The sequence below is a fragment of the Rhizobium sp. G187 genome, from assembly GCF_051549525.1.
Taxonomy (GTDB): Bacteria; Pseudomonadota; Alphaproteobacteria; order Rhizobiales; family Rhizobiaceae; genus Allorhizobium.
Map to the genome: position 1 here is coordinate 285044 of NZ_JBPUGM010000005.1, position 25426 is coordinate 310469.

21 protein-coding genes are annotated in these 25426 nt (G+C 58.6%); 8 read left to right on the forward strand and 13 right to left on the reverse strand.

Going from position 1 to position 25426, the window contains the following annotated elements; genetic code table 11:
- Nucleotides 1–39: 39 nt before the first annotated feature.
- A complete protein-coding gene (locus tag ACSV9I_RS16355; RefSeq protein ID WP_438329925.1) occupies nucleotides 40–927 on the reverse strand; it encodes a shikimate dehydrogenase in 888 nt (295 codons plus the stop codon).
- A 205-nt stretch (nucleotides 928–1132) separates the two neighbouring features.
- Here ACSV9I_RS16355 and ACSV9I_RS16360 point away from each other — a divergent pair, with 205 nt between their 5' ends.
- On the forward strand, nucleotides 1133–1774 hold the full coding sequence (locus tag ACSV9I_RS16360; RefSeq protein WP_054157490.1) for a TetR family transcriptional regulator: 642 nt from the start codon (nucleotides 1133–1135) through the stop codon (nucleotides 1772–1774).
- Nucleotides 1775–1797: 23 nt separating this feature from the next.
- Here the strand turns inward: ACSV9I_RS16360 and ACSV9I_RS16365 are convergent, their stop codons facing one another.
- The 4 genes from ACSV9I_RS16365 to ACSV9I_RS16380 all read right to left on the reverse strand — a co-directional run bounded on the left by ACSV9I_RS16365 (nucleotide 1798) and on the right by ACSV9I_RS16380 (nucleotide 7746).
- The gene (locus tag ACSV9I_RS16365) at nucleotides 1798–4548 is read right to left on the reverse strand and encodes an EAL domain-containing protein (protein WP_438329926.1); all 2751 of its coding nucleotides are present in this window, start codon (nucleotides 4546–4548) and stop codon (nucleotides 1798–1800) included.
- Nucleotides 4549–4673: 125 nt separating this feature from the next.
- Nucleotides 4674–5588, reverse strand: a complete 915-nt coding sequence (locus tag ACSV9I_RS16370; RefSeq protein WP_438329927.1) for a FecR domain-containing protein — start codon at nucleotides 5586–5588, stop codon at nucleotides 4674–4676.
- 129 nt (nucleotides 5589–5717) lie between these two features.
- Nucleotides 5718–7088 (reverse strand): histidine kinase dimerization/phospho-acceptor domain-containing protein, encoded by a 1371-nt coding sequence (locus tag ACSV9I_RS16375; RefSeq protein ID WP_438329928.1) that lies wholly within the window; start codon nucleotides 7086–7088, stop codon nucleotides 5718–5720.
- Nucleotides 7078–7746: a response regulator transcription factor gene (locus tag ACSV9I_RS16380; protein WP_054157486.1), complete on the reverse strand. Its 669-nt coding sequence runs from the start codon at nucleotides 7744–7746 to the stop codon at nucleotides 7078–7080. The genes ACSV9I_RS16375 and ACSV9I_RS16380 overlap by 11 nt, the downstream gene beginning before the upstream one ends.
- A gap of 156 nt (nucleotides 7747–7902) precedes the next feature.
- Here ACSV9I_RS16380 and ACSV9I_RS16385 point away from each other — a divergent pair, with 156 nt between their 5' ends.
- Entirely contained in the window at nucleotides 7903–8169 is a 267-nt protein-coding gene (locus tag ACSV9I_RS16385) for a PepSY domain-containing protein (protein WP_438329929.1), read from the forward strand.
- Between the two features lie 306 nt (nucleotides 8170–8475).
- On the opposite strand, the gene ACSV9I_RS16390 is transcribed toward ACSV9I_RS16385, so the two are convergent.
- From ACSV9I_RS16390 to ACSV9I_RS16400, 3 genes are all read right to left on the reverse strand, one after another.
- Nucleotides 8476–8865 (reverse strand): diacylglycerol kinase, encoded by a 390-nt coding sequence (locus ACSV9I_RS16390; RefSeq protein ID WP_438329930.1) that lies wholly within the window; start codon nucleotides 8863–8865, stop codon nucleotides 8476–8478.
- Nucleotides 8862–10505: a phosphoethanolamine transferase gene (locus ACSV9I_RS16395; protein ID WP_438329931.1), complete on the reverse strand. Its 1644-nt coding sequence runs from the start codon at nucleotides 10503–10505 to the stop codon at nucleotides 8862–8864. Before ACSV9I_RS16395 ends, ACSV9I_RS16390 begins: the two co-directional genes overlap by 4 nt.
- Nucleotides 10506–10663: 158 nt before the next feature.
- The gene (locus ACSV9I_RS16400; RefSeq protein ID WP_438329932.1) at nucleotides 10664–11587 is read right to left on the reverse strand and encodes a LysR family transcriptional regulator; all 924 of its coding nucleotides are present in this window, start codon (nucleotides 11585–11587) and stop codon (nucleotides 10664–10666) included.
- Between the two features lie 233 nt (nucleotides 11588–11820).
- On the opposite strand from ACSV9I_RS16400, the gene ACSV9I_RS16405 reads away from it, so the two are divergent.
- The 6 genes from ACSV9I_RS16405 (at nucleotide 11821) to ACSV9I_RS16430 (ending at nucleotide 18701) form a co-directional block, all read left to right on the forward strand.
- Complete coding sequence (locus ACSV9I_RS16405) at nucleotides 11821–13110, forward strand: ABC transporter substrate-binding protein (protein WP_438329933.1); 1290 nt, start codon at nucleotides 11821–11823, stop codon at nucleotides 13108–13110.
- A gap of 46 nt (nucleotides 13111–13156) precedes the next feature.
- The gene (locus tag ACSV9I_RS16410; RefSeq protein WP_438330021.1) at nucleotides 13157–14062 is read left to right on the forward strand and encodes a carbohydrate ABC transporter permease; all 906 of its coding nucleotides are present in this window, start codon (nucleotides 13157–13159) and stop codon (nucleotides 14060–14062) included.
- 1 nt (nucleotide 14063) lies between these two features.
- Nucleotides 14064–14930, forward strand: a complete 867-nt coding sequence (locus ACSV9I_RS16415; RefSeq protein ID WP_438330022.1) for a carbohydrate ABC transporter permease — start codon at nucleotides 14064–14066, stop codon at nucleotides 14928–14930.
- A 59-nt stretch (nucleotides 14931–14989) separates the two neighbouring features.
- Nucleotides 14990–16069, forward strand: a complete 1080-nt coding sequence (locus ACSV9I_RS16420; RefSeq protein ID WP_438329934.1) for an ABC transporter ATP-binding protein — start codon at nucleotides 14990–14992, stop codon at nucleotides 16067–16069.
- 77 nt (nucleotides 16070–16146) lie between these two features.
- Nucleotides 16147–17547, forward strand: coding sequence for an alpha-galactosidase (locus tag ACSV9I_RS16425; protein ID WP_438329935.1), 1401 nt, complete (start codon nucleotides 16147–16149; stop codon nucleotides 17545–17547).
- A 35-nt stretch (nucleotides 17548–17582) separates the two neighbouring features.
- Nucleotides 17583–18701, forward strand: coding sequence for a glycoside hydrolase family 88/105 protein (locus ACSV9I_RS16430; protein WP_438329936.1), 1119 nt, complete (start codon nucleotides 17583–17585; stop codon nucleotides 18699–18701).
- A gap of 163 nt (nucleotides 18702–18864) precedes the next feature.
- On the opposite strand, the gene ACSV9I_RS16435 is transcribed toward ACSV9I_RS16430, so the two are convergent.
- The 5 genes from ACSV9I_RS16435 to glnT all read right to left on the reverse strand — a co-directional run bounded on the left by ACSV9I_RS16435 (nucleotide 18865) and on the right by glnT (nucleotide 25353).
- Nucleotides 18865–20550, reverse strand: coding sequence for an ABC transporter permease (locus ACSV9I_RS16435; RefSeq protein ID WP_438329937.1), 1686 nt, complete (start codon nucleotides 20548–20550; stop codon nucleotides 18865–18867).
- 5 nt (nucleotides 20551–20555) lie between these two features.
- On the reverse strand, nucleotides 20556–21536 hold the full coding sequence (locus ACSV9I_RS16440; RefSeq protein WP_438329938.1) for an ABC transporter substrate-binding protein: 981 nt from the start codon (nucleotides 21534–21536) through the stop codon (nucleotides 20556–20558).
- 234 nt (nucleotides 21537–21770) lie between these two features.
- Nucleotides 21771–22868 carry an ABC transporter ATP-binding protein gene (locus ACSV9I_RS16445; RefSeq protein WP_438329939.1) on the reverse strand — a complete coding sequence of 366 codons (1098 nt, stop codon included), beginning with the start codon at nucleotides 22866–22868 and terminating at the stop codon, nucleotides 21771–21773.
- 153 nt (nucleotides 22869–23021) lie between these two features.
- Nucleotides 23022–23903 carry a formyltetrahydrofolate deformylase gene (purU, locus tag ACSV9I_RS16450; RefSeq protein WP_054157474.1) on the reverse strand — a complete coding sequence of 294 codons (882 nt, stop codon included), beginning with the start codon at nucleotides 23901–23903 and terminating at the stop codon, nucleotides 23022–23024.
- Nucleotides 23904–24045: 142 nt separating this feature from the next.
- Entirely contained in the window at nucleotides 24046–25353 is a 1308-nt protein-coding gene (gene glnT, locus ACSV9I_RS16455; protein WP_438329940.1) for a type III glutamate--ammonia ligase, read from the reverse strand.
- Nucleotides 25354–25426 lie beyond the last annotated feature (73 nt).

A 25426-nucleotide genomic window follows, 5' to 3' on the forward strand; every position in this document is an offset into this window, starting at 1 on the left:
CAAAAATCTTTCAAGCGCGACACACAATGCTGATGGTGGTCAGGCCATGCGTGCAAGCGCGGTATCGCTGCCCCCCGTCAACTGCTGAAAATGATTGAGCATGCGATCCACATCGGGCTCAAGCCCGGTAAATAGCGAGAATGCACCAACCGCCTGAAACACGGCCATGCCACCGCCATTCGCCACCCGACACCCCCGATCACGGGCCGCCTTCACAAGCGCCGTATCAAGGGGAAAATAGACGATCTCCGCCACCCATAGCGGCGGATTGAGCAGTTCAGCGGGCAGCGGCAGGCCGGGATGTTTGTCCATACCCATCGGCGTCGCGTGGACCAATCCCGTTGCCTTGGCCATGGCCGCGTCAAGATCCATGCCGCCTCTCACTTCAGCATTCGGGAAAAGCCCCCCCATGATGCCTGCCAATTCGCGAGCGCGCGCGCCATCCAGGTCGAAAATTGTCAGGGCCACTGCACCCATCTGCAAGATGGCAAATGCAGTTGCAGCACCTGCACCTCCAGCCCCGATCTGAACCACTGAGGACAGGTCAGCTTCGGGCAACTGCCGCCGGAGACCTTCGGCGAAACCCCACCAGTCGGTATTATGGCCGACCCGCCTGCCATCCCGCAGTACGACAGTGTTGACCGCCCCGAGTTTTTGCGCATCCACGGACATGTCGTGGAGCAGCGGTAAAACCTTCTGCTTGCAGGGATAGGTGATATTCAGACCACAAAAGCCACGCGCCTCGGCTTCTGCAAGAAGGTCTTCCAGCGCATCGGTCGATAGATTGCGCTCAGCCAGATCAATCAGCTCGTATTGATAGTCGACCCCTTGAGCCGCACCCTCACGCATATGCATGGCTGGCGTCAAAGACCGCTGTATCCCGAAACCGATGAGCCCCGCTCGCTTCATATCTCTGCTTCCGACCATCACTGTATTTGCTTCTTGATGGGTGGGTGCGTAGATTTTTGCACCCAGACGGGTTCTCCATGACCGCTTGAATAATGTACTAACTAGTTAGTGTCAATGCGTTGTAGATTGATCCCTTCGTTTGCGGACACTATGAACGAGCTGTTGCATGCCTTGGAACAGGCACGACACGAGCCAGTTGGCGCTGGCGGGAATGGGGGAAGACATGGCGAAGACGACAAGGGACATGCGAAAGAATGATCCCGAGCGAACGAAGGATGACATCCTCGAGGTCGCCACGCGGGAATTTGCCGAGTTCGGCCTATCCGGCGCCCGCGTGGATTCGATCGCCGAGAAAACCCGCACGTCGAAGCGGATGATCTATTACTACTACGGCAGCAAGGAAGGCCTTTATCTCGCCGTTCTGGAAAAGGCGTATCGAAAAATCCGCTCGCTGGAAGCCGATCTTCAATTGGCCGAACTGCCCCCGGAGGAAGCGCTTCGGCAACTGATCAGTACGACCTTTGACCACGACGAACAGAACCCGGACTTCGTTCGCCTCGTTAGTATCGAGAACATTCATCACGCCATGCACATGAAGCGGTCCAGCGAGATTGCGGACCTCAACATATCCGTCATCCGAACCATTCAAAACATCATCGACAGAGGAATTGACGCAGGCATCTTCCGGCGGCGGGCCGATGCCATCGACCTGCACATGCTGATCAGTGCCTTCTGTTTCTTTCGCGTGTCCAACCGCTACACATTCGGCACCATCTTCCAGAGGGACCTGACGGAGCCTATGGTCTATGCACGGCACAAGGCGATGATTTCAGAGTCGGTACTGGCCTATCTCAAGGCGCCCTAATGGTTGCCGGCAAAGACCGCGCTTCAGCCGTTTACCCGATTGCCAAAGGATCGTGCGACAGAGGCCGTCGCCATTTCAAGAATGCGTTGGGCGGTTGCCGGGCGACCGAAAAAATAACCCTGCCCCTGCTCGCATCCGAAATCGAGAAGCATCCGGCTTTGCTCGACGGTCTCAATTCCCTCACACACTACCTTAAGACCCAGCCCATGGGCAAGCGACGTCACCGCAATGACGATCGACTGCATGGCAGGATCGTTGACAAGATTACGCACGAAGGCCTGATCGATCTTGAGCTTGTCCAATGGCAGGCCAGAGACATAACTCAGCGAAGAATAGCCGGTACCAAAATCATCCAGCGCAAGACTGACGCCAAGGCTGCGCAAGGCATGAAGCGTCGCAAGCAGCGCTTCGGAGCGATCCAGCATGGTGGACTCGGTGATTTCGAGATGCAGCCGCTCCGGAGAAAGACCACTCGTCTCCAAGGCCCGGACGACGTCATCTAGAACCGTGCCTCTGGCGAACTGGACAGGCGATACATTGACGGCAACACTGACATGCGATGGCCAGGCCATGGCCGCCTTGCATGCCTCCTCAAATAGAAAACGTCCCAGATCGCAGATGAAACCATTGGCTTCGGCGATATTCACGAATTCCAGCGGCGAGATCATGCCGAGGCCCGGATGTTGCCAGCGCATCAGCGCCTCAACTCCTGTCAGCTGACCAGAGGAGAGGTCGACCTGCGGCTGATAAAGGAGGAAGAACTGGCCCTGTTCGAGCGCAGTCTTCATTTCGGCCTCGATCATTCGTGACCGGGCATGCCGGAGAGCCGTCGCCGGATCATATGAACGCCAGCCGCGACCGACCACCCGCTTGGCATCGTCCAGCGCCATTTCAGCCGCCTCGATCCAGCGCGATGCAGGTCCAAGGCTGGAGGAGCCCAGGCATATGCCGGCCCTGGCATCAAGCTCGACCTTGATCCCACCAGCCTCGAAAGGCCAGTTGAAAAGCGCCATCAATCGTTCCGCCTGCTCCGTCAGACCGGCAGGACCCGCGGTTGCGGGAAGGGCGCAGCAAAGCACATCACCATCGATGCGAGCGACCACCCCGTTTGGCACCGCATGCTCGCGGATGCGGGCGGCCACCGCCTTAAGCACCATATCGCCCTTTTCTCGGCCGAGGGTCGCGTTGAGTTGGCTGAAGCGATGCAAGTCGACCGCGAGATAGTACCAGTCGCCAGGGCTCTCCTCGATCGTTTCCACGAGACCTCGGCGCGTAAGCGCACCAGTCAATTCATCGACACGCGCCATCTCCTTAAGGCGCATTTCGTAGATCCGCCGCGCTGTCACATCACGCAAGGTGAGACACACGACATGAGAGCCGGCAGGAGAGGTCTCGCCGCCAAGCCTGGTTTCGAGAGACGAGATGGTTATGGCCAATTCGAGTTGCCGCGATCCCTCCATTGTCTGCTGGCTGAACTCAACGCAATCACTGCGCACGCGCGACACGTCTTGCTTGTGACGCGCCTGCAGATCGCGGACAGCCGCAACCATGCCCGACGGAGCGAAGGCCTCAAGCGAGGTGCCACGAGAGACACCCCCCGGAAGCGCGAGCATCGTCACCATGGTTTCGCTGGCATCGAGAAGTTTAAGGTTCTCGTCCAGGATAATCACGGGATCGACGCTATCGCTGATGACGCGCTTCAAGATGCGCCGAATATCCCGGTTTTCGGCTGTTACAAGTTCGGCAATCCAGCTGCTCAGGCCCATGCGTTCGGTCAGCAGCATAATCAGGCCAGCAACCAAAATGGCCCACAAGGTCGCTGTCGGAATGACCAATGCCATTTGTTTGAACAGCAGGAAGGCAACCATTTCCGTGGTGGAAATGAGGGCGAAAGCGGATGCCAGGGGCAGCATCAGTGAACGATGGCGTAGAAATAGAGAGTAGGTGACCACCAGTGCCGCAAAAAGGAACGCGATGGGTTCAATACGCAGAGTTTTGAGAATTCGTCCCTGTGCCAGCGTTTCTGCCGCCAGTACGTGCAGCATCGGGCCGCTTAGAATGCCGTAAACTGGAACAGTGAAGAGATCCTTCAATTCGGTGGCATGCGCACCGACGACGACTGCCCGATCCTTCAGCTCCGCCTCGGCAACTTTCCCGGAGAGGATGTCCGACACAGAATAGGCCGGAACCGTCTCAGGCCGTATGGAATAGTCGATGGCAAGGCGAGAAACATCAGGATCGGAAAAGCCTGATAGAACCGCCGCAGCAGACTGCGTCGGAACGCCTGCGACCGCCTCTGTCACTGGGAAGGATCGGACGAGTCCATCGTCATCGACCGTGACATCAACCAAAGCCGGCCAGGCATGTTCGGCAAGCTGGGGTATTGGCGCCGTCACGATCAATGGGTCGGAGGCAGCAGCACCGAGGTTTTGACGAAACAGCGGCAAGATGATGCCGCCGCCTGCCTCTTCGAGCGCGCGGGCGAGACGAGCGTCGCCTGACGGAGAAGAGGGCGTGCTAAAATCTATGTCGAGAAAAACGTCGCGGGCACCTGCCGCAATCAGACGATCGACAAGCTGTGCATGCACGTCGCGTGGCCAAGGCCAGGTTCCGACCGCTTGCAGGCTCTTCTGATCAATGGCCGCGTAAACGAACCCGCCCGTGGCCAACCGTGGCGCCGCCGCGAAACGGAACTCTGACAACTGGTTGTCAACATGCCGGGTGAGGGAGAGCCCCGGCACGACCAGAGGAAGCGCCATAATCAGAGCAATCACGGCGATCCGGTGAGCCGAGGATCTTCCCACTCCAGGGAAAACGTGGCTGAATTTTTGCATGCTCAGCTTCGGCCTATTGGCCCTTCGAGTTAGGACTATGGACTACGGCCGGGGCGATGAGCGCATCAATCATCATCGTCTTCATCTTCACCGTCGTTGCCATTGCCGTTACCATTGCCGTTCCCATTCCCATTCCCGTTGCCCCCAGCGTTCCCGTTCCCGTTTCCACCGGAGTTACCGTTTCCTCCAGCATTGCCGTTACCCCCGGAATTGCCATTCCCGTTCCCACCAGAATTGCCATTTCCATTGCCACCGCTGTTTCCATTGCCGCCCGAGTTGGAGTTCGACGAACCATTCCCACTGTTCGACTTGTCGGAAGATGATTTGGAATTCGTTTTGGCGGGTGAGGCACTGGCCTTGGGCGGTGCACCGATCGCAGGGACAACGGCAGACGATTTGGCTACGCGTGTGATACTCGGCTTACTCTTGACGCCAACGACCGTCATTCCGCCAGCATCGACCCGGGCACCCTGTCCAGCGCCGACATCGCTACGCTGACCGCTTTCAAAACTCGTCACTTGGACAAGCCCATGATCGACGGCGACATTCGCACTCGTTTTGGTAACAGAGACGGTAAATCCTGTTCCTTTGACCACGGCCGCGAGGAAAGGGGTCTGAACAGTGGTGTGCGGCTTCTGCCGCTTCTCGATTTGCAGCGTAATCTCGCCGACCTGCTGGACGACTTCGGTCTTGCGCGTGAAGAGACCGCTGCGGTCGACGATCGCTGCCACTGTATTGGGTTGGAAGGAAATGCTCTCTGTACCGCGGACCAGCTGCACGCGACCACGCGGACCTGTTGAAATCCAGGCCTTGTCCGGAACAGACATTCCCTTGGTAAGGGGCACCCAACTGACATTGTCGAGCGTATAGTTCACCTGCTTCGTCGCGTTGGCTGCCACCCATTGCTGCTGAGCCAAGGCACCACTGTGCTGGGTCATTGCAATGATAAGTCCGAAGACCAGACTGAACAAAAAGCGCATGAAGAAACTCTCCTTTGAGAGCCAATTCAGCACAGCTTTGTTAAGATATCTCTGAAGTGAACCCGTAAAATTGAGGTATTTGGACAATCAACATGGTGTCGCAACAAAGCCAGCATTCTTTGGATACGGCTACCTTGCCTGCATAGTGGCAGCATTGGACGCGTCCAAATCGAGTGTGCATTCAAACACCACATCGCCATTGGCCGCGTTTCGCGACCCCAGCACCAGAGCGCCGCCCATCTGGCTCATCAGTGTATCGACGATTGCAAGCCCCAGACCGGAACCGGGTGCGCGGGAATTGCCACGTCGGAAGCGGCGGCGATAAATGTTTACGTCCGGTTCGAGCGGATCGACGACAACATTACTGACGGTGATCCGGCCTGCGGGATCATGAATGATGGTGATTGGGTGCCCGGGCATGCCGTAACGCTGCGCATTTTCGAGAATATTGTTGAAGGCGATGGCGAAAGCATCTGGATCGAGCCGCTTGACGATCGGCGCCTGACTTCCCTTTCGCACGATCTCCACTTGGCTTGAAGGGTTTGTCCGGCGAAACTCCTCGACGAGCAAATCGAACAAGGCCGAGAGATCGAGGACACTGTCGGCCAGCCCAATACCAGCCTCAGCGCGCGATAGCTGCAACAATTTTTCCAGCATCTGAGACAGGCGGCGCAATGCTTCGAGCACGCGATCGGCACGCGCCTTGTCGGACGGTCGCTCCAGTTGTCCGGCGAGAAGTTCGGTCTGTGCAAGTGCGCCTGCCAAAGGTGTTCTCAGCTCGTGCGCACTGTTTGCAGCCAGATCGCGCTCGGCCTGCATCGCCAATTTCAAGCGCCCAAGCAGGGTATTGACCGAAAGCGGAATGGTTGCAATTTCGGCCGGCAATCCGGCAATGTCGATCGGCTCCAGATTTGCACCGTCTCGCGCACTGATCGCCACGCGAAGGTTATCAATAGGCTTCGTCGCACGCACGACGATCCAGCCGGTCGCGAGCATGGCGATCGGCAGGAGAAACAGGATTGGGGACAGCAGGGCAATCGCGCTTTCGAGCGTTGCTTCCTGCCGGTGCTCGAGCGAATCCGCAACCTGGATAAACAAGGTGTCCTTGATCGTCGCGACTGTAAAAAAGCGGCGATCACCCTCACTCCAGAAGCCAGGCACAAGCGGCGCCGGATAAGGGACAGCATCGACATTATGCGAATGCATCAGAACCCGGCCGCTCGCATCCCTCACCTGATAAGTCAGGTACTCATCGGTGCTATCGCTGCGCAACTGAGCAATCCGATAGGGTTCATCAACTGTGTCTCGACGGAAGAAATCGTCAACGACAAGCGGGGCAAGCCGCTCGGTCGTTTCCTGCAGGCCACTGTCGAAAACCTCGTCAAATTCCCCGCGCATGACATGGATTGCCAGTCCGACACCGACAGCCCACAGGATAGCGAGCATGACAGAGATCGACAGGACAAGATGTCCGGAAAGGCTGTATTGATTACGACGCATCGGCGGACATCCTGTAGCCGACGCCGCGCACCGTCTCGATTGTCTCCTTACCCAGTTTCCGACGCAGCCGGCTCACATAGACCTCGACCGTGTTGCTCTCCACTTCGGCACCAAACTCGTAAAGCGCCTCCTCGATCTGCGCCTTTGAGACAATCGCCTTTTTTCTTGCAATCAGACGGTCGAGAACGGCCCATTCCCGGGAAGAGATTGCAATGTCCTCACCATTCTGATCCGTAATTCGACGGTCTGACGGATATATGGATATGCCTCTCACGACGAAGGCGGGTAATTTGTGCGTTCCATAGCGGCGCGCAACAGCGTGAATGCGAGCCTGCAATTCTCCGAGGTCGACCGGCTTGACCAGATAGTCGTCGGCTCCAGCGTTCAACCCCGCAATCCTGTCGGAAACCTGGTCATGCGCCGTCATGATGATTACAGGTGTGGCGTCCCGGCGTGCGCGTAAGCCCTTTAGAATGTCCAGGCCATTGCCATCAGGCAGCCGCAGGTCGAGCAGGACGAGATCATAATTTGCCGCAGCAAGGCTAGCCTCAGCCTCGTCGCAAGACAGAGACCAGTCGATTGCATGGCCCTGGCGGTGAACATGTGTTCTTACGGCATCCCCCAGGAGATCGTCATCCTCGACCAATAAAACGCGCATCTTCCAAACCTTAGAGAAGCTACCCACCAACACCTGTCGCCTTGGAAACTGACAGGCTGCTGAACCACCCGCAAGGTGTGCAGTCTGGCTTCAGGTGGCTGTCAGCTTCTGGCGGCACCTTTATGGCGTATCCAAAATGGAAAGGTACACGCCAAGATGCGCCCTATCACCATATCCTTTTTCGTCTTTGCCGGTCTTGGCGGCACCGCATTCGCTTCTGAAAAATGTTCCGTGCCGATGGCTGACTGGCAACCACGCGAAGCGCTGGAGACCAAGCTCGAAGCCGCAGGTTGGGATGTTCTGTCAATCAAGGCCGAAGACGGCTGCTACGAAGCCGATGCTATCAATGCCGAAGGTCACAAGGTCGAAGCCTTTTTCGACCCGCAGACCTTCCAGTTCATCGTCATGCAAAGTAGCGACTGAGCGAACCACCTGCAGTCAGGGATAGACCAAACCTAAGCGTTTCTCGCTGGGCCCTGGCTGGCAGCGTCGGTTCGTCCCAGATTGTGGCGGACGACGTCAAAGCTTGTACCAAATGGTATGCGCATCAGCAAGAATCTTGATCAGACCTCGACTTACTCGCAATCTCCCGGCAGTCTCTCCATGCGCTTCGCGACGTTCGAGGGATCTACTTGCCCCCCACCACCAGAGATGCGGTGCACCCGTCATTTTCATTTCTTGAACGTTTAGCCATGAAAGACGGTTCGCGGCAAACCGCAGGATAAAGCCCTACCCAAGAAGGAAGGTCGCCACGGCATAGCCGAGTAGCACAGCGTTGGCCGCAATCATGCAAAAGACGGCAAGCGAACCGAGATCCTTGGCATGGCGCCCCGTCTCGGAGATCTCCGGCGAGATCCGGTCAATGATCTCCTCGATTGCCGTGTTCAGGGCCTCTGCAGCGATCAGAAGAAGGAAGAGTACAACAGCGGCTAGCGCAATGGAGGGCTTCACATGCAGCCAGCCATAGATCGCGGCAAGGCTGATCCCGGCGAGGATTTCGTGGCGGAAAGCGGCCTCCTTCCAGAGGCGCGACAGACCGCCGGCCGAATAACCGGCAGCCGCACGAAGATGGGCAAAGCCATCTAGCTTACGGTACCGGACGCGCGTGTCCGTGCTCATGACGTGGCTCCAGTCTTGCAACCGGCGAAGATGTCCAGCCGGGGGTCATAGACTTGGGTTCTCACCTGCATCAGTCCAAGGACGCTATGGAAGAGGTTGTCATGCGAGTGTGGTGTTTTCACATTCCCACCAAGGCAAGCCTTGTCGATGCCGACAGAGCGATCGAGCCCAGGTGCAGTCCAAACCACGAAGGGGATTTTCGTCTGTTGCACAGGCGCGAACATGTATGGAGCGCCGTGCAGGTAGAGACCATTTTCTCCAAGGGATTCGCCGTGGTCCGACATATAGATCATGGCACCGTCGAAACGGTCCTGACGTGCCTTCAGCGTCTCTATCACTTCAGACAGGATGTGGTCAGTATACAGGATCGCATTGTCATAGGCATTCGTGATCGTCTCCGGCGAACACGCCTCAAACTCAACGGTTTGACAGTCGGGAACGAATTTTCGGTAGGCTTCGGGATAGCGCAGATAGTAGGCGGGGCCGTGGTTGCCCAACTGATGCAGCACAAGGACGGTGTCACCGTCGACCTTGTCCAACCTGGCGCCGAGACCATCGAGCAGAATGTCATCAAGGCATTCCCCGCCGGAACAGAAGCGCGCGTCATCTGACTTGAAGAATTCCGTCTTCTGCGTGCGGTCAGCCACGTGCTTATCGCCCGTGTTGTTGTCCCACCATTCCGTCTTGACGCCCGCATGTTTGAGCACATCCATCAGGTTCTCGGTGGCCAGCCCCTTGGCGTGGGAATAGCCCGAGCGGCCATAGACCGAAAACATGCAAGGAAGCGAAACCGCCGTTGCCGTGCCACAGCTCGATGTGTCTTGGAAATAAACAATGTCTTGCTTCGCAAGCTGCGGATTGGTCTCTCGCCTGTACCCACCAAGCTGGAAGTTCTGCGCACGCGCGGTTTCGCCGACAACCAAGATCGTCACACGCGGCTTACGGCCGCTGGCTTTCCGCTCATCCGCCACTTTCGCATCCGTACCGAGGGACTCCACGACGATGTTTCGTTCCTTCGTCTGACCGATTACGAAACCCGCCGCACTCGCCATGGGAAAGAAGGGATTAAGCGTGCGGAACCAGTCGCGATGTTCGCGAATGTTGAAGATATATGTACCGCTGTTGAGATAGGCCGAGCCAGCCAACACCAGAACGCAAGGCAAGATGACGAGGAGATTGACCCCAACCTTGGCAAGGATCGGACGGTGGACGACCTTGACCCACAGGATGAATACCGACGGCAGAACACCATAAAGCAGAATATGGATGATGAACGCACCGGTGATCAGATGCCCTGCCTCGGCGGTGTTCGTTTCAACGGCATTGCGAATCATTTCGCCGTCGATGACGACCCCGAAGTGATCCATGAACCAGGCAGATGCGACACTGGAGATCACGAACAGGATCAAGACGGGCTTGATGACAAACTTTGCCGAGAAGGTCACGCTGATCGCGACAAAGCCGGCAAACAAGCCAATCATCAGCGTCAAAAGCGCAAATGTCTCGCCGTTGAGGTAGGCAAGCGACTTATGCCAGAAGGTGCCGTTGAGCAGTATTAGAAGATAGGCCGCAACAGCCACGCTCAACCATTCGCTCCGCAGGCGGGGCCTGAAAGCCAGCAGTGTCTTCAGCAAGACCATATCCTTCCGTCATGGATCGTTTGATCCTGCACTGACGTTGAAAGCTGACAGACACCTGAACACCGGTCCTGACCGGATCGAAGAAAAAGCTCCTTTGTCGAAACATGCCACGGCTATAGATCATCGATGGCCGGGCAACAGAACGACGCGGCTGATCCTTATTGCTGAGCGCCAATACCGCTCCATCGCCGAGCGATGTCTTCCAGCAAAAGATCGATCGTCGCATCCTGGCGCAACTCGCGCAGCGTATAGATTCCCATGGGCCATGGCCTGAGTTCGTCGCCCGGCAAGGTCTTGATCGGCAGCAGGCCCTGTTCGCGCAGATGACCCTTCAGGATGTTATTGTGGATCAAAACCGCATTCGTGGCACGGGCGAAATCGATGCATGCGCCAAGTGAGCTCGACGTGAACTGGTGACCGGCACTGCCGGGCGGGAGATCGGCGGCGGTGCTGGCGCCACTGCGGAGCAACCGGCGCGGACGCGCTTCGGGCGGAAATGCAATTGTGGTCGGCCACGACAGAATTTCGGCACGGCTTCGCGGGCATTCATGCAGCACATGCCCTTCGCGAGCGAAATACTCGTCCTGGGTCAGTCCCAGCGGTCGAAAGACGAGTTCCTCCTCGCGTGACAGGTTTTCGATCCGGTGCGAGACGAGAATGGAAATATCGCCTGCCAGAAGCTGATCCATACCGCGGAGAGCGTTGCCTATATTGACATTGATCGGGGCCTTCGGATGCCGCGCAGCATATTCGAACATCATGTCTCGAAGAAACAGGATCCACACCGAGTAGCCAGTTCCAATGCTGATACCATGATCGAGTTCTGCGCGTTGCCGATCGATCCGGTCGAGTGCATTGGAATAGGTCCGGCGCATCATTTCGCCGCTTTGATACAGCGTCTCGCCATACTCCGTCAGTCGGATTCCGCGTGAGGAGCGCTCGAGAAGCCGGACACCAAGACCCTCCTCAAGCTTCTTCATGTTGTATGTGAGGGCAGGTTGCGAGATCAGTAAAGTCTCCGCCGCCCGGACAAACGAGCCAGCCTCGACAATCGCCATGAACTGCAGCAGGAATTTGTCCATGAGGACAGCATAATAAGCTGCACTTATATGACAAGGGAAATTTTGTATTGGTGCTGATTGGAACCCTGCGCTAGCCTGTGGTCAGTCTGGAGAGGACCAGGCGGGACGAAGCGAGCTGGGAGGCATGCTATCGTGAGGAGTTTCAGTCAGAGATTGCAGGGGCATCCCGGGGAAACCATGCAACTTTAGGTGCGAGGCGGGTGCCAGCACCATCTTATTGGGAGGAGGATTTCATGAACAACATGCATTTGAAACGACGGCACCTTCTTGTCGCCGGCCTTGGCGTTTCACTCACGCCCCTGCTTGGCAAAATTTCCGCTTTCGCCCAGGACGGCGGCATCAGGATGGTCTGGTGGGGCTCGGAAGAGCGCGCGCGCAGAACCAATGAAGCGGTAGACCTCTTCGAGCAGAAGAATGGTGGCTCAAGCGTTGAAACCGAATTCATGGGCTGGGACGACTACTGGACCCGTCTGGCAACCCAAGTGGCTGGCGGAAATGCGCCGGACCTGATCCAGATGGATTACCGCTATTTGTTCGAGTATGCAGGCCGGGGGGCTATCGTGCCGCTCGACGACTTCATGGGCAAAGAACTCAAGATCGCCGACTTCGGCGCCGCCAACCTTGCTTCGTGCTCCGTCGGCGGGAAGCTGTTCGGCGTCAATCTTGGCGTAAACTCCTTTGCGACACTGATCGACAAGGCCGCATGGGCAGAGGCGGGCGTAGAGGCGCCAACCTCCGGCACGACCTGGCAACAGTTCGCCGAAAAATGCGCGGCATTTGCCAAGGCCGGCAAACGCAAGAATTTCTACGCCACGGCTGACAGCAGCGGCCAGGAAAACACGTTCGAGGCTTGGCTGCTGCAGCGCGGCAAGTCGCTGTATACAGCCGATGGGAACCTGGGTTATGACGTGACCGATGCTACGGACTGGTTCAAGCTTTGGTCCGAAATTCGCGCATCGGGCGGGTGCGTCCCGCCTGACGTCCAGGCGCTCTACAAGAACACGATCGAGACTGCGCCACTAACAACTGGCACTGCGGCAACCGATTTTGCCTTCTCAAACCAGTTCGCTGGATATCAAAAGCTGGCAAAATCCACGCTCGATCTGATTGCCTGCCCCACTTTGGATGGGGGCAAGCCGGGCCACTACCTGAAGCCATCCCAGATGCTGTCGGTCACGGCGGGCGCCAAAAACCCGAACATCGCTGTCGCCCTGGCGAATTTCCTCGCCCGCGAGCCCGAAGGTGCCCTCATCCTCGGCATCGAACGCGGCGTGCCGGCGGCACCGGAAATCCGCGACGCGCTGGCCAGCAAGGTTGACGACGTGGGTCGCAAAGCACTTGCGTTCATCAGCCACATAGAAGCCTATTCCGGGCCGCTACCGCCGCCGCCGCCGAAGGGTTCGGGCGAGAACTACAATGTTCTGACCCGGATCAGCCAGGAAGTTGCCTTCGAGCAATCGACGCCCGAGCAAGCCGGCGAAACACTCGTCTCCGAAACCTCGGCAAATCTGAAGCGAGGCTGATCCCATGCCGACCAGCCAGTCAGAGAGCACCCGTGATCCGGGCGCTATGCGCTCATCCATACCCACCGGACGGTCGTGGTTCCACGGCGGCGGAACGGGATATCTGTTTCTTCTGCCCTGGCTGGTCGGCTTCTTCGGCCTCACTTTAGGTCCGGCGTTAATGTCGCTCTACCTGTCCTTCACCAACTTCGACCTGCTCAGCAGTCCGGAATGGGTAGGTACCGAAAACTACGTGCGAATGGCGACCGCAGACCCGAAGTTCACCGCAGCGATGAAGGTGACCTTTCTCTACGTCGCCTTGTCAGTTCCCCTCAAACTCACGTTTGCGCTCGGCGTGGCGATGTTGTTGAACCGTGGCCTCCGCGGCCTCAGCCTCTACCGCGCGATCTTCTATCTGCCATCGCTTCTTGGCGCGTCTGTCGCGATCGCCGTCCTGTGGCGCCAGTTGTTCGCCGCAAACGGCTTGGTCAACAGCGCCCTCTCCACCTTTGGCATCGAAGGCCCGAGCTGGATATCGAACCCGAACTATTCGCTTTACACTCTTGTCATCCTATCGGTCTGGCAGTTCGGATCGCCCATGATCATCTTCCTTGCGGGCCTGCGCCAGATTCCGACGGACATGTATGAGGCTGCGAGCCTGGACGGCGCTTCGGCGCGGCGGCAATTCGTCAAGATTACCCTGCCGCTCCTGTCCCCCGTCATCTTCTTCAATGTCGTGATCCAGACGATCGATGCCTTCAAGGCCTTCACGCCTGCCTTCATCATTTCGGGCGGCACCGGCGGACCGATCAATTCGACGCTCTTCTACACACTCTATCTCTACCAGGAGGCCTTCGGCTACTTCCGCATGGGCTATGCCTCGGCCCTCGCCTGGGTACTGGTGGTCATCATCGCGGGCGTTACGGCCCTCTCCTTCGCCTCAACAAGATACTGGGTTCACTACGATGAGTGATATGACGCCCGCCCTGCCCGGCACTGAGCCGAGGTTTCCGCGGCTTCGTGGTGGCCTCAGCCACCTGATCCTGATCGTCGCCTCTTTCGTGATGCTCTACCCCATCCTTTGGATGGCGTCGGGCTCCATCCGGCCAGCTGAAGAGCTTTTCGCCGCCGACAGCGGGCTGATCCCATCGCAAGTGACGCTACAAGCCTATTCGAACGGCTGGTTCGGCCTCAGCGTCAGCTTTGGACAGTTCTTCCTCAATTCCCTGATCGTGTCGGTTCTGGCCACGGTCGGCAATGTCGTCGCCTGCTCGCTGGCCGCCTATGCCTTCGCCCGACTGGAGTTCCCGGCAAAACGCATCTGGTTCGCGTTGATGCTCGGAACATTGATGCTGCCGTATCACGTGACGCTTATCCCGCAATATGTGCTCTTTCGCGAACTGGGATGGATCAACAGCTGGCTGCCGTTGATCGTGCCCAAATATTTCGCCGTGGATGCCTTCTTTATCTTCCTTATGGTCCAGTTCTTCCGCGGCATCCCGCGCGAGCTCGACGAGGCGGCAATGATGGACGGATGCAGCCCCTGGCGCATCTACTGGAAGGTCATTCTGCCTCTATCGCTGCCTGTGCTCGCAACCGCTTCGATATTCTCCTTCATCTGGACGTGGGAGGATTTCTTCGGCCCCCTCATCTACATCAGCGACATGAGCAAATACACGGTCCAGCTCGCGCTGCGCTCCTTCGTGGACTCAAGCGGATCGTCGAGCTGGAGCGAACTCTTTGCGATGTCCCTGCTCTCGCTGGTACCAATCTTCCTCATCTTCCTGTGCTGCCAGCGCCTCCTCATCGAGGGGATCGCGACCACCGGCATGAAGCGCTGAAGACGAGAATATACGGCTCCTGAAAGTTGGACCGACAACAGACATTCGGATGGAAAACCATGACTACACCTATTCAGTTGCGGAAGGTCGTCAAACGCTTCGGGGCGCTGGAGATCATTCGGGGGATCGATCTGGATATCGCGCCCGGTGAATTCACCGTCTTCGTCGGCCCGTCCGGCTGCGGAAAGTCGACCCTGCTGCGGATGATCGCAGGTCTAGAGACCATATCGGATGGGGATCTGCTGATAGACGGCCAGCGGATGAATGATGTTGCAGCCTCCAAGCGTGGCATCGCCATGGTCTTCCAAAGCTATGCGCTTTATCCGCACATGACCGTCTACAAGAACCTGGCCTTTGGCCTCGAAACCGCCCGTTACAAGCGCGAGGAAATCGAGCGCCGCGTCATGCAGGCGGCCGAAATTCTGCAGATCACGCACCTCCTGCAGCGTCGGCCGAAGGCCCTGTCCGGCGGCCAACGCCAGCGTGTGGCAATCGGGCGCTCGATTGTCCGCGATCCGAAGATCTTTCTCTTCGACGAACCACTCTCGAACCTCGATGCCGAACTTCGCGTCCAGATGCGCGTCGAAATCACCAAACTGCACGAGCGCCTCGGCAATACGATGATCTACGTGACCCACGACCAGACGGAAGCCATGACCATGGCTGACAAGATCGTCGTGCTGAGGGCCGGCGAGATCATGCAGACAGGCTCGCCGCTCGATCTGTACAATCATCCGGCCAACCGGTTTGTTGCTGGCTTCATCGGCTCGCCGAAAATGAACCTTGTCGATGGCACTGTCATTGGACAGGACACAATCGAGATCGGCGGTCAGAGCCTGAAACTTAATCCCGGCTGGTCCGGGCTCACCGCGGGCGCCCATGTCACCTTCGGCGTTCGGCCCGAGCACATCACCGTTGGCGGCGACCAGGGAATCTCACTCACGGCTGCGAAAGTCGAACTTGTCGAGCAACTCGGTGGCGCGACGGTTCTCTATGTCACAACAACGGCAGGAACCAGCCTGACCGTATCGGTGCCGGGCCAGTTGGCGATCCGGCACGGCGCGGATGTCGAACTGCGTTTCGACCCCAACCAATGCCATCTTTTCGATGCGGCGGGTCTCTCCCTGCGTCGAAACTGAAGTCGACAACAATTTAACTCTGCGGTCAGTCGCATCGACCTTGGCCGAACGAACACCTGTGTCCAGGAGGAACCGCCATGCTTAACCGATCCCGTTCCGATACCGAAATCGTTCTTGCCTATATCGGCGGGGGCTCATTGAATTGGGCACAGGTCCTGATGTCAGATCTCATCCATGACCGCACGATCGCCGGTGAAGTTCGGCTGTTCGACATCGACAACCAAGCCGCCCAGCGCAATGCCACGATCGGCAACCGCATGTCAGAGGCAGCAGGCCTTTCGATCCGTTACTCGGCACCGACCAATATCGACGACGCCCTCACCGGCGCCGACTTCGTCGTGGTGTCCATCCTGCCTGGAAGCTTCGATGACATGGCTCATGACATCGATCTGCCGGCCTCCATGGGCATTCTCCAATCAGTAGGAGATACCGTCGGCCCCGGCGGGTATCTCCGGGCCATGCGTGCCATTCCAGCCATGCTCGCAATCGGTCGCGCCATCGGTGAATTTTGCCCAAAGGCCTATGTGTGCAACCTGACAAACCCCATGTCAGTCCTGACCGGTGCGCTTTACGCGGCATTTCCCGCAATCAAGGCCTGGGGCGAATGCCATGAGGTAACGAAGCTGCGCAAAATTATCGCCTGGCTCGCCAACCGCGCGGAAGGCACCGACCGCTTCGGCTTCCACGACGTTCAGACCAATGTGCTTGGCATCAATCACTTCACATTTGTTGACCGCGCCTTTGTTGGTGGACGGGACTGGATGCCGGACTATCTGGCGTTCGCGGCCGAACACCGGTCAAAGGGCTGGCGCCCCGAGCCGATTGACCAGACGAACGAGTTCGCCCGGCTCTATGAGGACCATAACCAGGTAAAGTTCGACCTCGCGGCGCGCTACGGCATTGCTGCTGCGGCCGGCGACCGGCACCTGGCGGAGTTCGTGCCGCAGAGCTGGTACCTTGATCGCTGCACGGATTGGGGTTTCGCGCTCACCCCCGTCGACTGGCGTCGCCGGGACCGCATCGAGCGGCAAGCTGCCGCTGAAAGGGTTCAGACAGCCAATACTGCGCCGACACCCCGCCCGCCATCCGAAGAAGCGCTCGTAGCCCAGATCCGGGCCCTCACCCGCGGAGACGTCCTGGTGGTCAATGCCAACATGCCGAATGCAGGCCAGATGGAAGGTCTGGCGCCGGGCACAATCGTCGAGACCAATGTTCTCTTCTCGGGCCTTGGCCTTCGCCCCATCCGGGCGGGACGACTACCGGCAGCGGTTGAGGCCTTGGTACGCCCCCATGCAGACCGTCAAAACGCCCTTCTCGCCGCGGTGATTTCGGAAGACGCCGCCGCACTTGAAGGCCTCTTCCTGGCGGACCCCCTCGTCGCTCCGATCGGTTCGGACCGAGCCAGCGAACTGTTCCGGGCGATGATCGCCGCTACAGCAAAGCAACTCCCGGCCGGGCTCGCAGATATCGCAGCCTGACCCGCCAACATCTGATCGCCCAAAGAGGACATTCCATGCATCCCCTGCTTCGCCAGAAGACCCATATCGCATCCCGACCGGAGATCATCTCTCTGATTGGCCGCCTCACCGAGAACCTCATCAACATCAAGGATGAGACCGGCGCCTTCCTGCTGCGTCTGGACGATGGCCGCGAGATCGATACAAAAGGCTGGAATGGGTGGGAATGGACCCATGGCATCGGCCTCTATGGCCTGTTCAAGTACTGGCAGATGTCCAACGATCCCAAGGCACTGGACATCATAACACGATGGTTCGCCGCCCGGTTCGAAGAAGGTACGCCAACGAAAAACGTCAATACCGTCGCACCATTCCTCACACTTGCATGTCTGCACGAGTGCCGGCCGGACCAATCCTGGGTCCCCTATCTCGATACATGGGCCGAATGGGTCATGCATGGGATGCCGAAGACCGAGGACGGTGGATTGCAGCACATCGTCTATCATCTGGTGAACGACCAGCAGCTTTGGGACGATACGCTGATGATGAGCGTGCTGCCGCTTGCCAAGATCGGCCTGCTTCTCGATCGTCCCGATTACGTCGAGGAGGCCAAGTACCAGTTTCTGGCACATACCCGGTTCCTGGCCGACACCTCGTCTGGTCTCTGGTACCACGGCTGGACCTTTAACGGCCGGAACAACTTCGGCCGGGCACTCTGGGCGCGTGGCAATAGCTGGGTGACGATCGCGATCCCGGAATTCATCGAGATGCTCAATCTACCGGAAGGGGATCCAATCCGGCGTCATCTGCTTGCCGTGTTGCGCGCGCAGGCCGAAGCGCTGAGGAAATACCAGGATGCCAGCGGTCTCTGGCACACGCTGATCGACGATCCCGAGAGCTACCTGGAGGCTTCCGCGACCGCGGGATTTGCTTATGGCCTGATGAAGGCTGTACGAAAACGCTATCTGCCAGAGGAGTTTGCGGTCGTGGCTGAACGCGCCGTCCAAGCGGTCGTGGCCAATATCGACGCAAAGGGTGAGTTGCAGCAGGTGTCGTTCGGCACCGGCGTCTCGGACGATCTCGACTACTATCGGACCATTCCGCGGACCTCCATGCCCTACGGACAGGCCATGGCGATGTTCTGCCTGACGGAGTATCTGCACAGCTACATCTAAAGGCCTGACCCCATCACGGCCGAATTGAGATTGTGCGCCGCGTTCCCGGCATTACAAGGGGTCAAGAACCGGCTCGGCTTTACCTCAGTGGACGCTCTGGGCCGGTTCATGGACGCATTTTTCGCAAGCGCCCCCTCAAGCCGTCTGCAATATCGCCTACGCCTCAGTCCATCCAGGGAAGCGCGCCCCTGGGCAGGACTCGGGCAAGGATCGTTGCAGCCGCCGCCAACACGAAGACAAGAAAAGTCGACAAGACGGCAAGCGCCGCCGCCGCCGTCGAGTTGCCCTCATATTGCAGCGCGAATACCATGACGCCGATCGTTTCATTGCCTGAGGACCAGAGCAGGGCCGAAAGCGTCAGTTCATTCAGCGCGGTCATCAAGACAAGGATTACGCCGGCCATCGCCGCTGGCAAGATACCCGGCAGGAAAATCGACAGGATACGTCGGGCAAGGCCGGCGCCGACCACCCGACCGGCTTCGTCCAACGAGGGATCAGCAGATTGCGCAGCCGCAGCAACAGGCCGCAAGACCAGCGGCAAAAAACGGGCAAGATAGGCGACAACAAGGATGGCCATCGTGCCATAGATCGACACCCCGACCAGCGGAAGCGGCTGCAGGAAAGCGAGGATCATGCCAAGCGACACGACGGTGCCGGGGATCACCCAAGGCGCCTCAATGGCGACGTCCAGGACCTTGAGAAGAGTGTTTGATCGTCCGACCGCAAGATAAGCAAAGGGGATAGCAACCGCGACGCTTGTGAAAGCCGTAACACCCGCCAACATCAGCGAATTGCCAAAGGCGCGCCGGACGGCTGCATTCTCGAGTACCGCGCGGAACTGCTCGAGACCGATTGTGTCAATACGAATGGGAACGCCAATTGCCGGCAGCAACGCGGTCATCATGAGAGCTGCGAGCGGAAGAAGCGACAAGAAAAGCACCATACACCAAAGCAGCACCTCGACAAGCGGGGCCTGTCGTTGAGACATGAACGGCGCACCAGCGGGAAGTGGCACTGCGATGCGCGTCATCACGATATTGCGCAGAAAGATGGCAAGCGCAGCCATGAGCGCAAGGGTAAGGGCAAGTGTCGCCACCTGCCCAGCCGCAGCCGGTCCGAAACCGTTCAGGCGCTGATAGATTAATGTCGTCAGCACCGAGATGCGACCTGGTATGCCGAGAAGCGCCGGCACGCCGAAGTTTCCGATCGCCGCGGTAAACGCGATCAAGCCGCCCGCAAGAACGGAAGGCATGACGATCGGCAGGACGATTCCTGTTCCAATCCGACGCGGTGAAACTCCGAGGATGCGAGCAGCTTCAACCAGATCGGCAGGGAGTGCCCGCAAGGCAGACCGGACTGCAATAAAGACAAGCGGCATGTGTTCAATACCCATGACGAGCGCAATGCCACCGATCGAATAGAGCGGATTGGTCGTGCCCGGCTGAGGAGCGAAGCCCAGCGGTTTCAGGATGGGCGAGTTGGCGCCGAAGAGTTCGATCCATGCTAACGCCATGGTCTGCGACGGCACGATCAACGGCATCAGGATCAGAAACGTAAGTGCCGTTCGGCTTTTAAGCCTCAACAGGCTGATGGCGAATGCCAGGGCAACACCGAGCACAAGCGAAACAATCACAGACAGTCCCGCCGTCTGCAATGTGCCGGTCAGCGCCCGAAGCGTCGATCGACTGGTGAGTGTCGAAAGCATTAACCCGAGAGCGGCCCCATCCTCTCCGGACTGCAAAGCACTGGCGAAAAGCCGGGCAAGCGGCCAAAGCGTGGTCGTGGCGACATAAAGAAAGAGAAGGGAGACGAGCAGCCGCTCGCCTCCCGAAAATGCTGGCACGCGCATGGAGTTCAGCCACCGAAGAGTTCGGCGAATTTTTCCTTGTTTTCGGTGTCATCCTTCAGCATGGCTGCGCTGTCGGCGGGGAGAATTTTCAGTGTGGCGAGTGCCGGATAGCCTTCTGGCTGCGCAACATTCGGCAGGATCGGGAAGTAGCCTTGCGCTGCTGCCTGTGCCTGGGCGGGCTTGGAAAGCTGCCAGGCCACGAAAGTCTTGGCCGCTTCGGCTGCGTCCGACCCCTTGAGCACGGCAACCGGCTGGGTGATCGAGCTGACGCCTTCGGCCGGAAAGACGAAGTCAACAGGCGAGCCCTTCTTCTTGGCGTTCAGCGCCATGTATTCGATGATGATGCCGTAGGCTTTTTCGCCGCGGGCAACGGCCTCGATGACTGTCCCATTGCCCTGGCCGGCGACGGCTCCGGCATCCGCCAGCTTCTCGTAATAGGCCCAGCCGAACTCAGGCTGCTGCGCCATCGTGCCCACGTGGATAACGGCGGCACCCGAATAGAGCGGGCTCGGCATGATCAGGCTCTTCGCCGTATCGGCAGCCAGGAGGTCGTTCCAGCTCGTCGGTGCGGTCTTCACCAGGTCAGTGTTATAGACTATGCCTGTGGTTATGACCTTCGTCCCGAAGAAAGTCTTGTCGGCATCGAAGAAGCTCGGATCGATGCCTTCGACCGGCGCGTCGGTATAGGCGAGCAGTCGGTCATCATTCTTGAGCTGCGTCATCGCGACCGTGTCGGCGATCAGGATCACATCGGCAGGGCTATTGCCGGCAGCATATTCAGCCTGCAGCTTGGCCATGACTTCCGTCGTGCCGGAACGGAAAAGCTCGACCTTGATCTCCGGATGATCAACGTTAAAGGCCTTGATGACATCCGTCATCTGGTCCTGCGGCTGCGACGTGTAGACAGTGATCGTGTCCTCTGCCTGAGCATGAAAAGCAAGACCGGCAAGAACGGTGGTGGCGACAAGCCTTCGGATGAACGACATGGAAACCTCGTTGGAAAAGTCTAGGAACGCTGTAGGGCGGCCGAGACCAGACGAAAGAAAACAAATGCGACGCCGGATTACGGCGGCCCAGCCCCTTCCGCCTAACGCGCACCGATGACGGCTCGACTACAGTTTGATGATCGTCCCGTGACATTCACCGGCTCTTTGGTGAGGAGGCGTTACATCCGTCTTGTGTAGACATGCCCGTCGCTACGGGACAGCATGATCCGGGGATCAAACGCTCTCAACATTCTCCCCTGCCGGCATCAAGGCAGATTCCTTATCAGCATGTCCGATCACCCATCCGCTGTTGACGACAAGGTCAATTGGCGTGCCCGGCGCTATCCTATCCTTCAGCGGGAGACTGACTATATCGCCATCGATTTCGGTCGGTACACAGTGACTAAGCCAGGCGCCGTTCTGGAAAACTTGCCCTGCGAGCTCCGTCTTCAGGTGGCCGCCCTCAGCCACGCGCGAAAGATCGGACGCATGGATGCAGAGCCATCCGTGACCAACCCGCGCCTGTCCCGGCAGTTCAAGCACATGCCCGCCAAGTTGCACAACCACTCGATCGCCCTGCGAGCGTAGGACGTTGACCGGCAATGTGCGGCCGCGGCCTATGAACCGTGCCACCATCGGCGTGGCAGGTCTCAAATAGAGGTCTTCAGGCGTCCCCATCTGTTCCAGCTTGCCACGATCCATCACCGCGACATGGGTCGCAACAGCCATAGCCTCATCCTGGTCGTGGGTGACGAAGACGAAGGTCGCCCCCGTCAGGCTGTGGATGCGGCGAAACTCGGCGAGCATGGTCTCGCGGAGATGTGCGTCGAGATTGGCGAGCGGTTCATCGAGCAGAATGAGCTTTGGCCGCATTGCAAGAGATCGCGCCAGCGCCACCCGCTGACGCTGGCCGCCCGAGAGTTCATGCGGTCGGCGACTTCCGAACCCCCTCAGACCGACAACCTCGAGAACCTCCTCGATCCTGGCGTTACGCTCACGCGATGAGAGACCAGCGACCTTGAGACCAAATTCGATATTTCCCCTGACTGTCATGGTCGGCCAGAGCGCATAGGACTGGAACACCATCCCGATCTCGCGCTGTTCCGGCGGAATGAATGCGGACGGCCCTGCAACAACAGTATCATCGAAGCGGATCTCGCCGCGATCCGGCACATCGAGCCCGGCAATCATTCGAAGCAGTGTTGTCTTTCCACAGCCTGAAGGTCCAAGCAGCGCCAGGAATGCACCATCCGGGACAGACAGGCTCACATCGTGCAGCGCCTGGAAGTTGGCGAAGCGTTTGGTGATTGTATTCAGGGTCAGACGGGGCACGGCACAACTCTCGTTCGTTCGAGATCGCCTTGCCACCGGCTCGTGACAGCCAGATGAAATCTGAGAATTGGAATAGTGGCGATGGGAACGCAGACGAAAATCCAGTGAGCGAAACGCCCGAAACTGGTCACGCAAACCGAACCCGCTTTGTGCTCACCCCATGCGCTCGGAGGCGTAAGAGCCCGGGCTCGGCGGGAAGACGATGGTGCGGTTGCCGTTGATGAAGGTGCGGTGGTGGATATGGGCGTGGATGGCGCGGGCCAGAACCTGGGCTTCCACGTCGCGCCCCATCGAGACGTAATCCTCCGGCGACTGGGCATGGGTCACGCGCACGGTGTCCTGCTCAATGATCGGGCCTTCGTCGAGATCGGCGGTGACGTAATGGGCCGTCGCCCCGATCAGCTTCACGCCGCGCTCATAGGCCTGCTTGTAGGGGTTCGCGCCCTTGAAGCTCGGCAGAAACGAGTGGTGGATGTTGATGATCTTGCCCGACATTTTCCGGCACAGACTGTCTGAGAGCACCTGCATGTAGCGGGCGAGAACGATGAGCTCGGTGCCGGTCTGTTCGACCAGATCGAGGAGTTGCGCCTCGGCCTGAGGCTTGTTGTCCTTGGTCACCTTGATGTGGTGGAAGGGGATGTCGTGGTTGACGACGACCTTCTGGTAATCGAAGTGGTTGGAGACAACGCCGACAATGTCGATCGGAAGCGCGCCGATCTTCCAGCGGTAGAGAAGGTCGTTCAGGCAATGGCCGAAGCGCGAGACCATCAACAGCACCTTCATCTTGGCATCGCCGTCATGGAATTCGGCGGTCATGCCGAATCTCTTTTTCACCGGCTCAAGCCCGGCCACGATCTCATCGATCGTCGCGCCATCCTGGATGATGAAGCTAAGCCGCATGAAAAACAGGCCGGTGTCGAGATCGTCGAACTGTGAGGAGTCGACGATGTAACAGCCCTTCTCTGCAAGCAGGCCCGTGATCGCGGCGACGATGCCGCGGGTCGACTTGCAGGATACGGTCAGGACGTGTTTCATCGGTTCAGGCTCCGGTATGGGCATAGGTCGGTGTTGCGCCGCCATCCTCGCCGGTGTGGCGCGGATCTGCAACGGGAATGATGGCGAGAGGGTGCAGATGCCTCGGATCGGAACCGAGACATCTGCGGATCTTTCAACGATGTCAGACGTCGAGCGTCGTCTGGTGCTCCCAGGCGGTAAACTGCGAGCAATAGGTATTCCACTCGCCGTGCTTCAGCTTGAGATAGGCAGCGGAAAATTCCGTGCCGAGGGCTGCCTGCAGGCCCTTGTCTTCCTCGTAGGCGCGCAGCGCATCGAGCAGGTTGAGCGGCAGCTTCGGCGCATCCTTGATCAGATGCCCGTCGCGGTACATGTCGATATCGTGGTGCGGACCCGGATCGGCATCACACTTCAAGCCGCTCAAGCCGGCTGCAATGATGATCGCCTGCAACAGGTACGGGTTCACCGCGCCGTCCGGCAGGCGCAGTTCGAAGCGGCCGGGACCGGGCACGCGGACCATGTGGGTGCGGTTGTTGCCCGTCCAGGTGACGGTGTTGGGTGCCCAGGTGGCGCCTGAAATCGTGCGCGGCGCGTTGATGCGCTTGTAGGAATTGACCGTCGGATTGGTGATAGCAGCGAGCGCCGAGGCATGTTTCATGATGCCGCCGAGGAAGGTCTTGCCCTTGGCCGAGAGACCGAAGGGCATGGCCTTGTCGGCAAAGGCATTGACCTTGCCGTCCGTATCCCAGACCGAAATATGCGCGTGGCAGCCATTGCCGGTCAGGCCCTTGAAGGGCTTCGGCATGAAGGTGGCGCGCAGCCCGTGCTTTTCGGCGACGGACTTGACCATGAACTTGAAGAAGGAGTGCTTGTCGGCCGTCTTCAAGGCATCGTCATACTCCCAGTTCATCTCGAACTGGCCGTTCGCGTCCTCGTGGTCATTCTGGTAGGGCTTCCACCCGAGTTCCAGCATGTAGTCGCAAATTTCGGCGATCACGTCGTAGCGGCGCATCAGCGCCTGCTGGTCGTAGCAGGGTTTTTCCGCCGTATCGAATTCATCGGAGATCTTTTCGCCATCGGCGGAAATCAGGAAGAATTCCGGTTCGACGCCGGTTTTCACCCGCAGGCCTAGCTCGGCCGCTTCCGCTACAAGTCGCTTGAGCACCACGCGCGGCGCCTGTTCGACCGGATTGTCTTCCATCACGCAGTCGGCTGCGACCCAGGCAACGTCCTTCTTCCAGGGAAGCTGAATGACCGAGGAGGCATCCGGCACGGCAAAGAGGTCGGGATGGGCCGGCGTCAGGTCGAGCCAGGTGGCGAAACCGGCAAATCCCGCGCCATCCTTCTGCATGTCGGCAATCGCTTCTGCCGGAACCAGCTTGGCGCGCTGGGCACCAAAGAGGTCGGTATAGCTGATCATGAAATATTTAATGCCGCGCTCAGCGGCGAAGCTTGCAAGATCCTGTGTCAACTCGTTCCCCTGCTTTTTATGGATTGAGACACAATGGTTGAAAGGAAATGGCCGCATCCGTGGGAGGTCGGAT

Coding starts and splice junctions, on each gene's coding strand:
- ACSV9I_RS16400 (WP_438329932.1), bottom strand. CDS start 11,587: ATGGACAAATTCCTGCTGCAGTTCATGGCGATTGTCGAGGCTGGCTCG.
- ACSV9I_RS16360 (WP_054157490.1), top strand. CDS start 1,133: ATGGCGAAGACGACAAGGGACATGCGAAAGAATGATCCCGAGCGAACG.
- ACSV9I_RS16410 (WP_438330021.1), top strand. CDS start 13,157: ATGCGCTCATCCATACCCACCGGACGGTCGTGGTTCCACGGCGGCGGA.
- ACSV9I_RS16395 (WP_438329931.1), bottom strand. CDS start 10,505: ATGGTCTTGCTGAAGACACTGCTGGCTTTCAGGCCCCGCCTGCGGAGC.
- ACSV9I_RS16415 (WP_438330022.1), top strand. CDS start 14,064: ATGACGCCCGCCCTGCCCGGCACTGAGCCGAGGTTTCCGCGGCTTCGT.
- ACSV9I_RS16370 (WP_438329927.1), bottom strand. CDS start 5,588: ATGCGCTTTTTGTTCAGTCTGGTCTTCGGACTTATCATTGCAATGACC.
- ACSV9I_RS16405 (WP_438329933.1), top strand. CDS start 11,821: ATGAACAACATGCATTTGAAACGACGGCACCTTCTTGTCGCCGGCCTT.
- ACSV9I_RS16435 (WP_438329937.1), bottom strand. CDS start 20,550: ATGCGCGTGCCAGCATTTTCGGGAGGCGAGCGGCTGCTCGTCTCCCTT.
- ACSV9I_RS16380 (WP_054157486.1), bottom strand. CDS start 7,746: ATGCGCGTTTTATTGGTCGAGGATGACGATCTCCTGGGGGATGCCGTA.
- ACSV9I_RS16420 (WP_438329934.1), top strand. CDS start 14,990: ATGACTACACCTATTCAGTTGCGGAAGGTCGTCAAACGCTTCGGGGCG.
- ACSV9I_RS16385 (WP_438329929.1), top strand. CDS start 7,903: ATGCGCCCTATCACCATATCCTTTTTCGTCTTTGCCGGTCTTGGCGGC.
- ACSV9I_RS16430 (WP_438329936.1), top strand. CDS start 17,583: ATGCATCCCCTGCTTCGCCAGAAGACCCATATCGCATCCCGACCGGAG.
- ACSV9I_RS16355 (WP_438329925.1), bottom strand. CDS start 927: ATGGTCGGAAGCAGAGATATGAAGCGAGCGGGGCTCATCGGTTTCGGG.
- ACSV9I_RS16425 (WP_438329935.1), top strand. CDS start 16,147: ATGCTTAACCGATCCCGTTCCGATACCGAAATCGTTCTTGCCTATATC.
- ACSV9I_RS16375 (WP_438329928.1), bottom strand. CDS start 7,088: ATGCGTCGTAATCAATACAGCCTTTCCGGACATCTTGTCCTGTCGATC.
- purU (WP_054157474.1), bottom strand. CDS start 23,903: ATGAAACACGTCCTGACCGTATCCTGCAAGTCGACCCGCGGCATCGTC.
- ACSV9I_RS16440 (WP_438329938.1), bottom strand. CDS start 21,536: ATGTCGTTCATCCGAAGGCTTGTCGCCACCACCGTTCTTGCCGGTCTT.
- ACSV9I_RS16390 (WP_438329930.1), bottom strand. CDS start 8,865: ATGAGCACGGACACGCGCGTCCGGTACCGTAAGCTAGATGGCTTTGCC.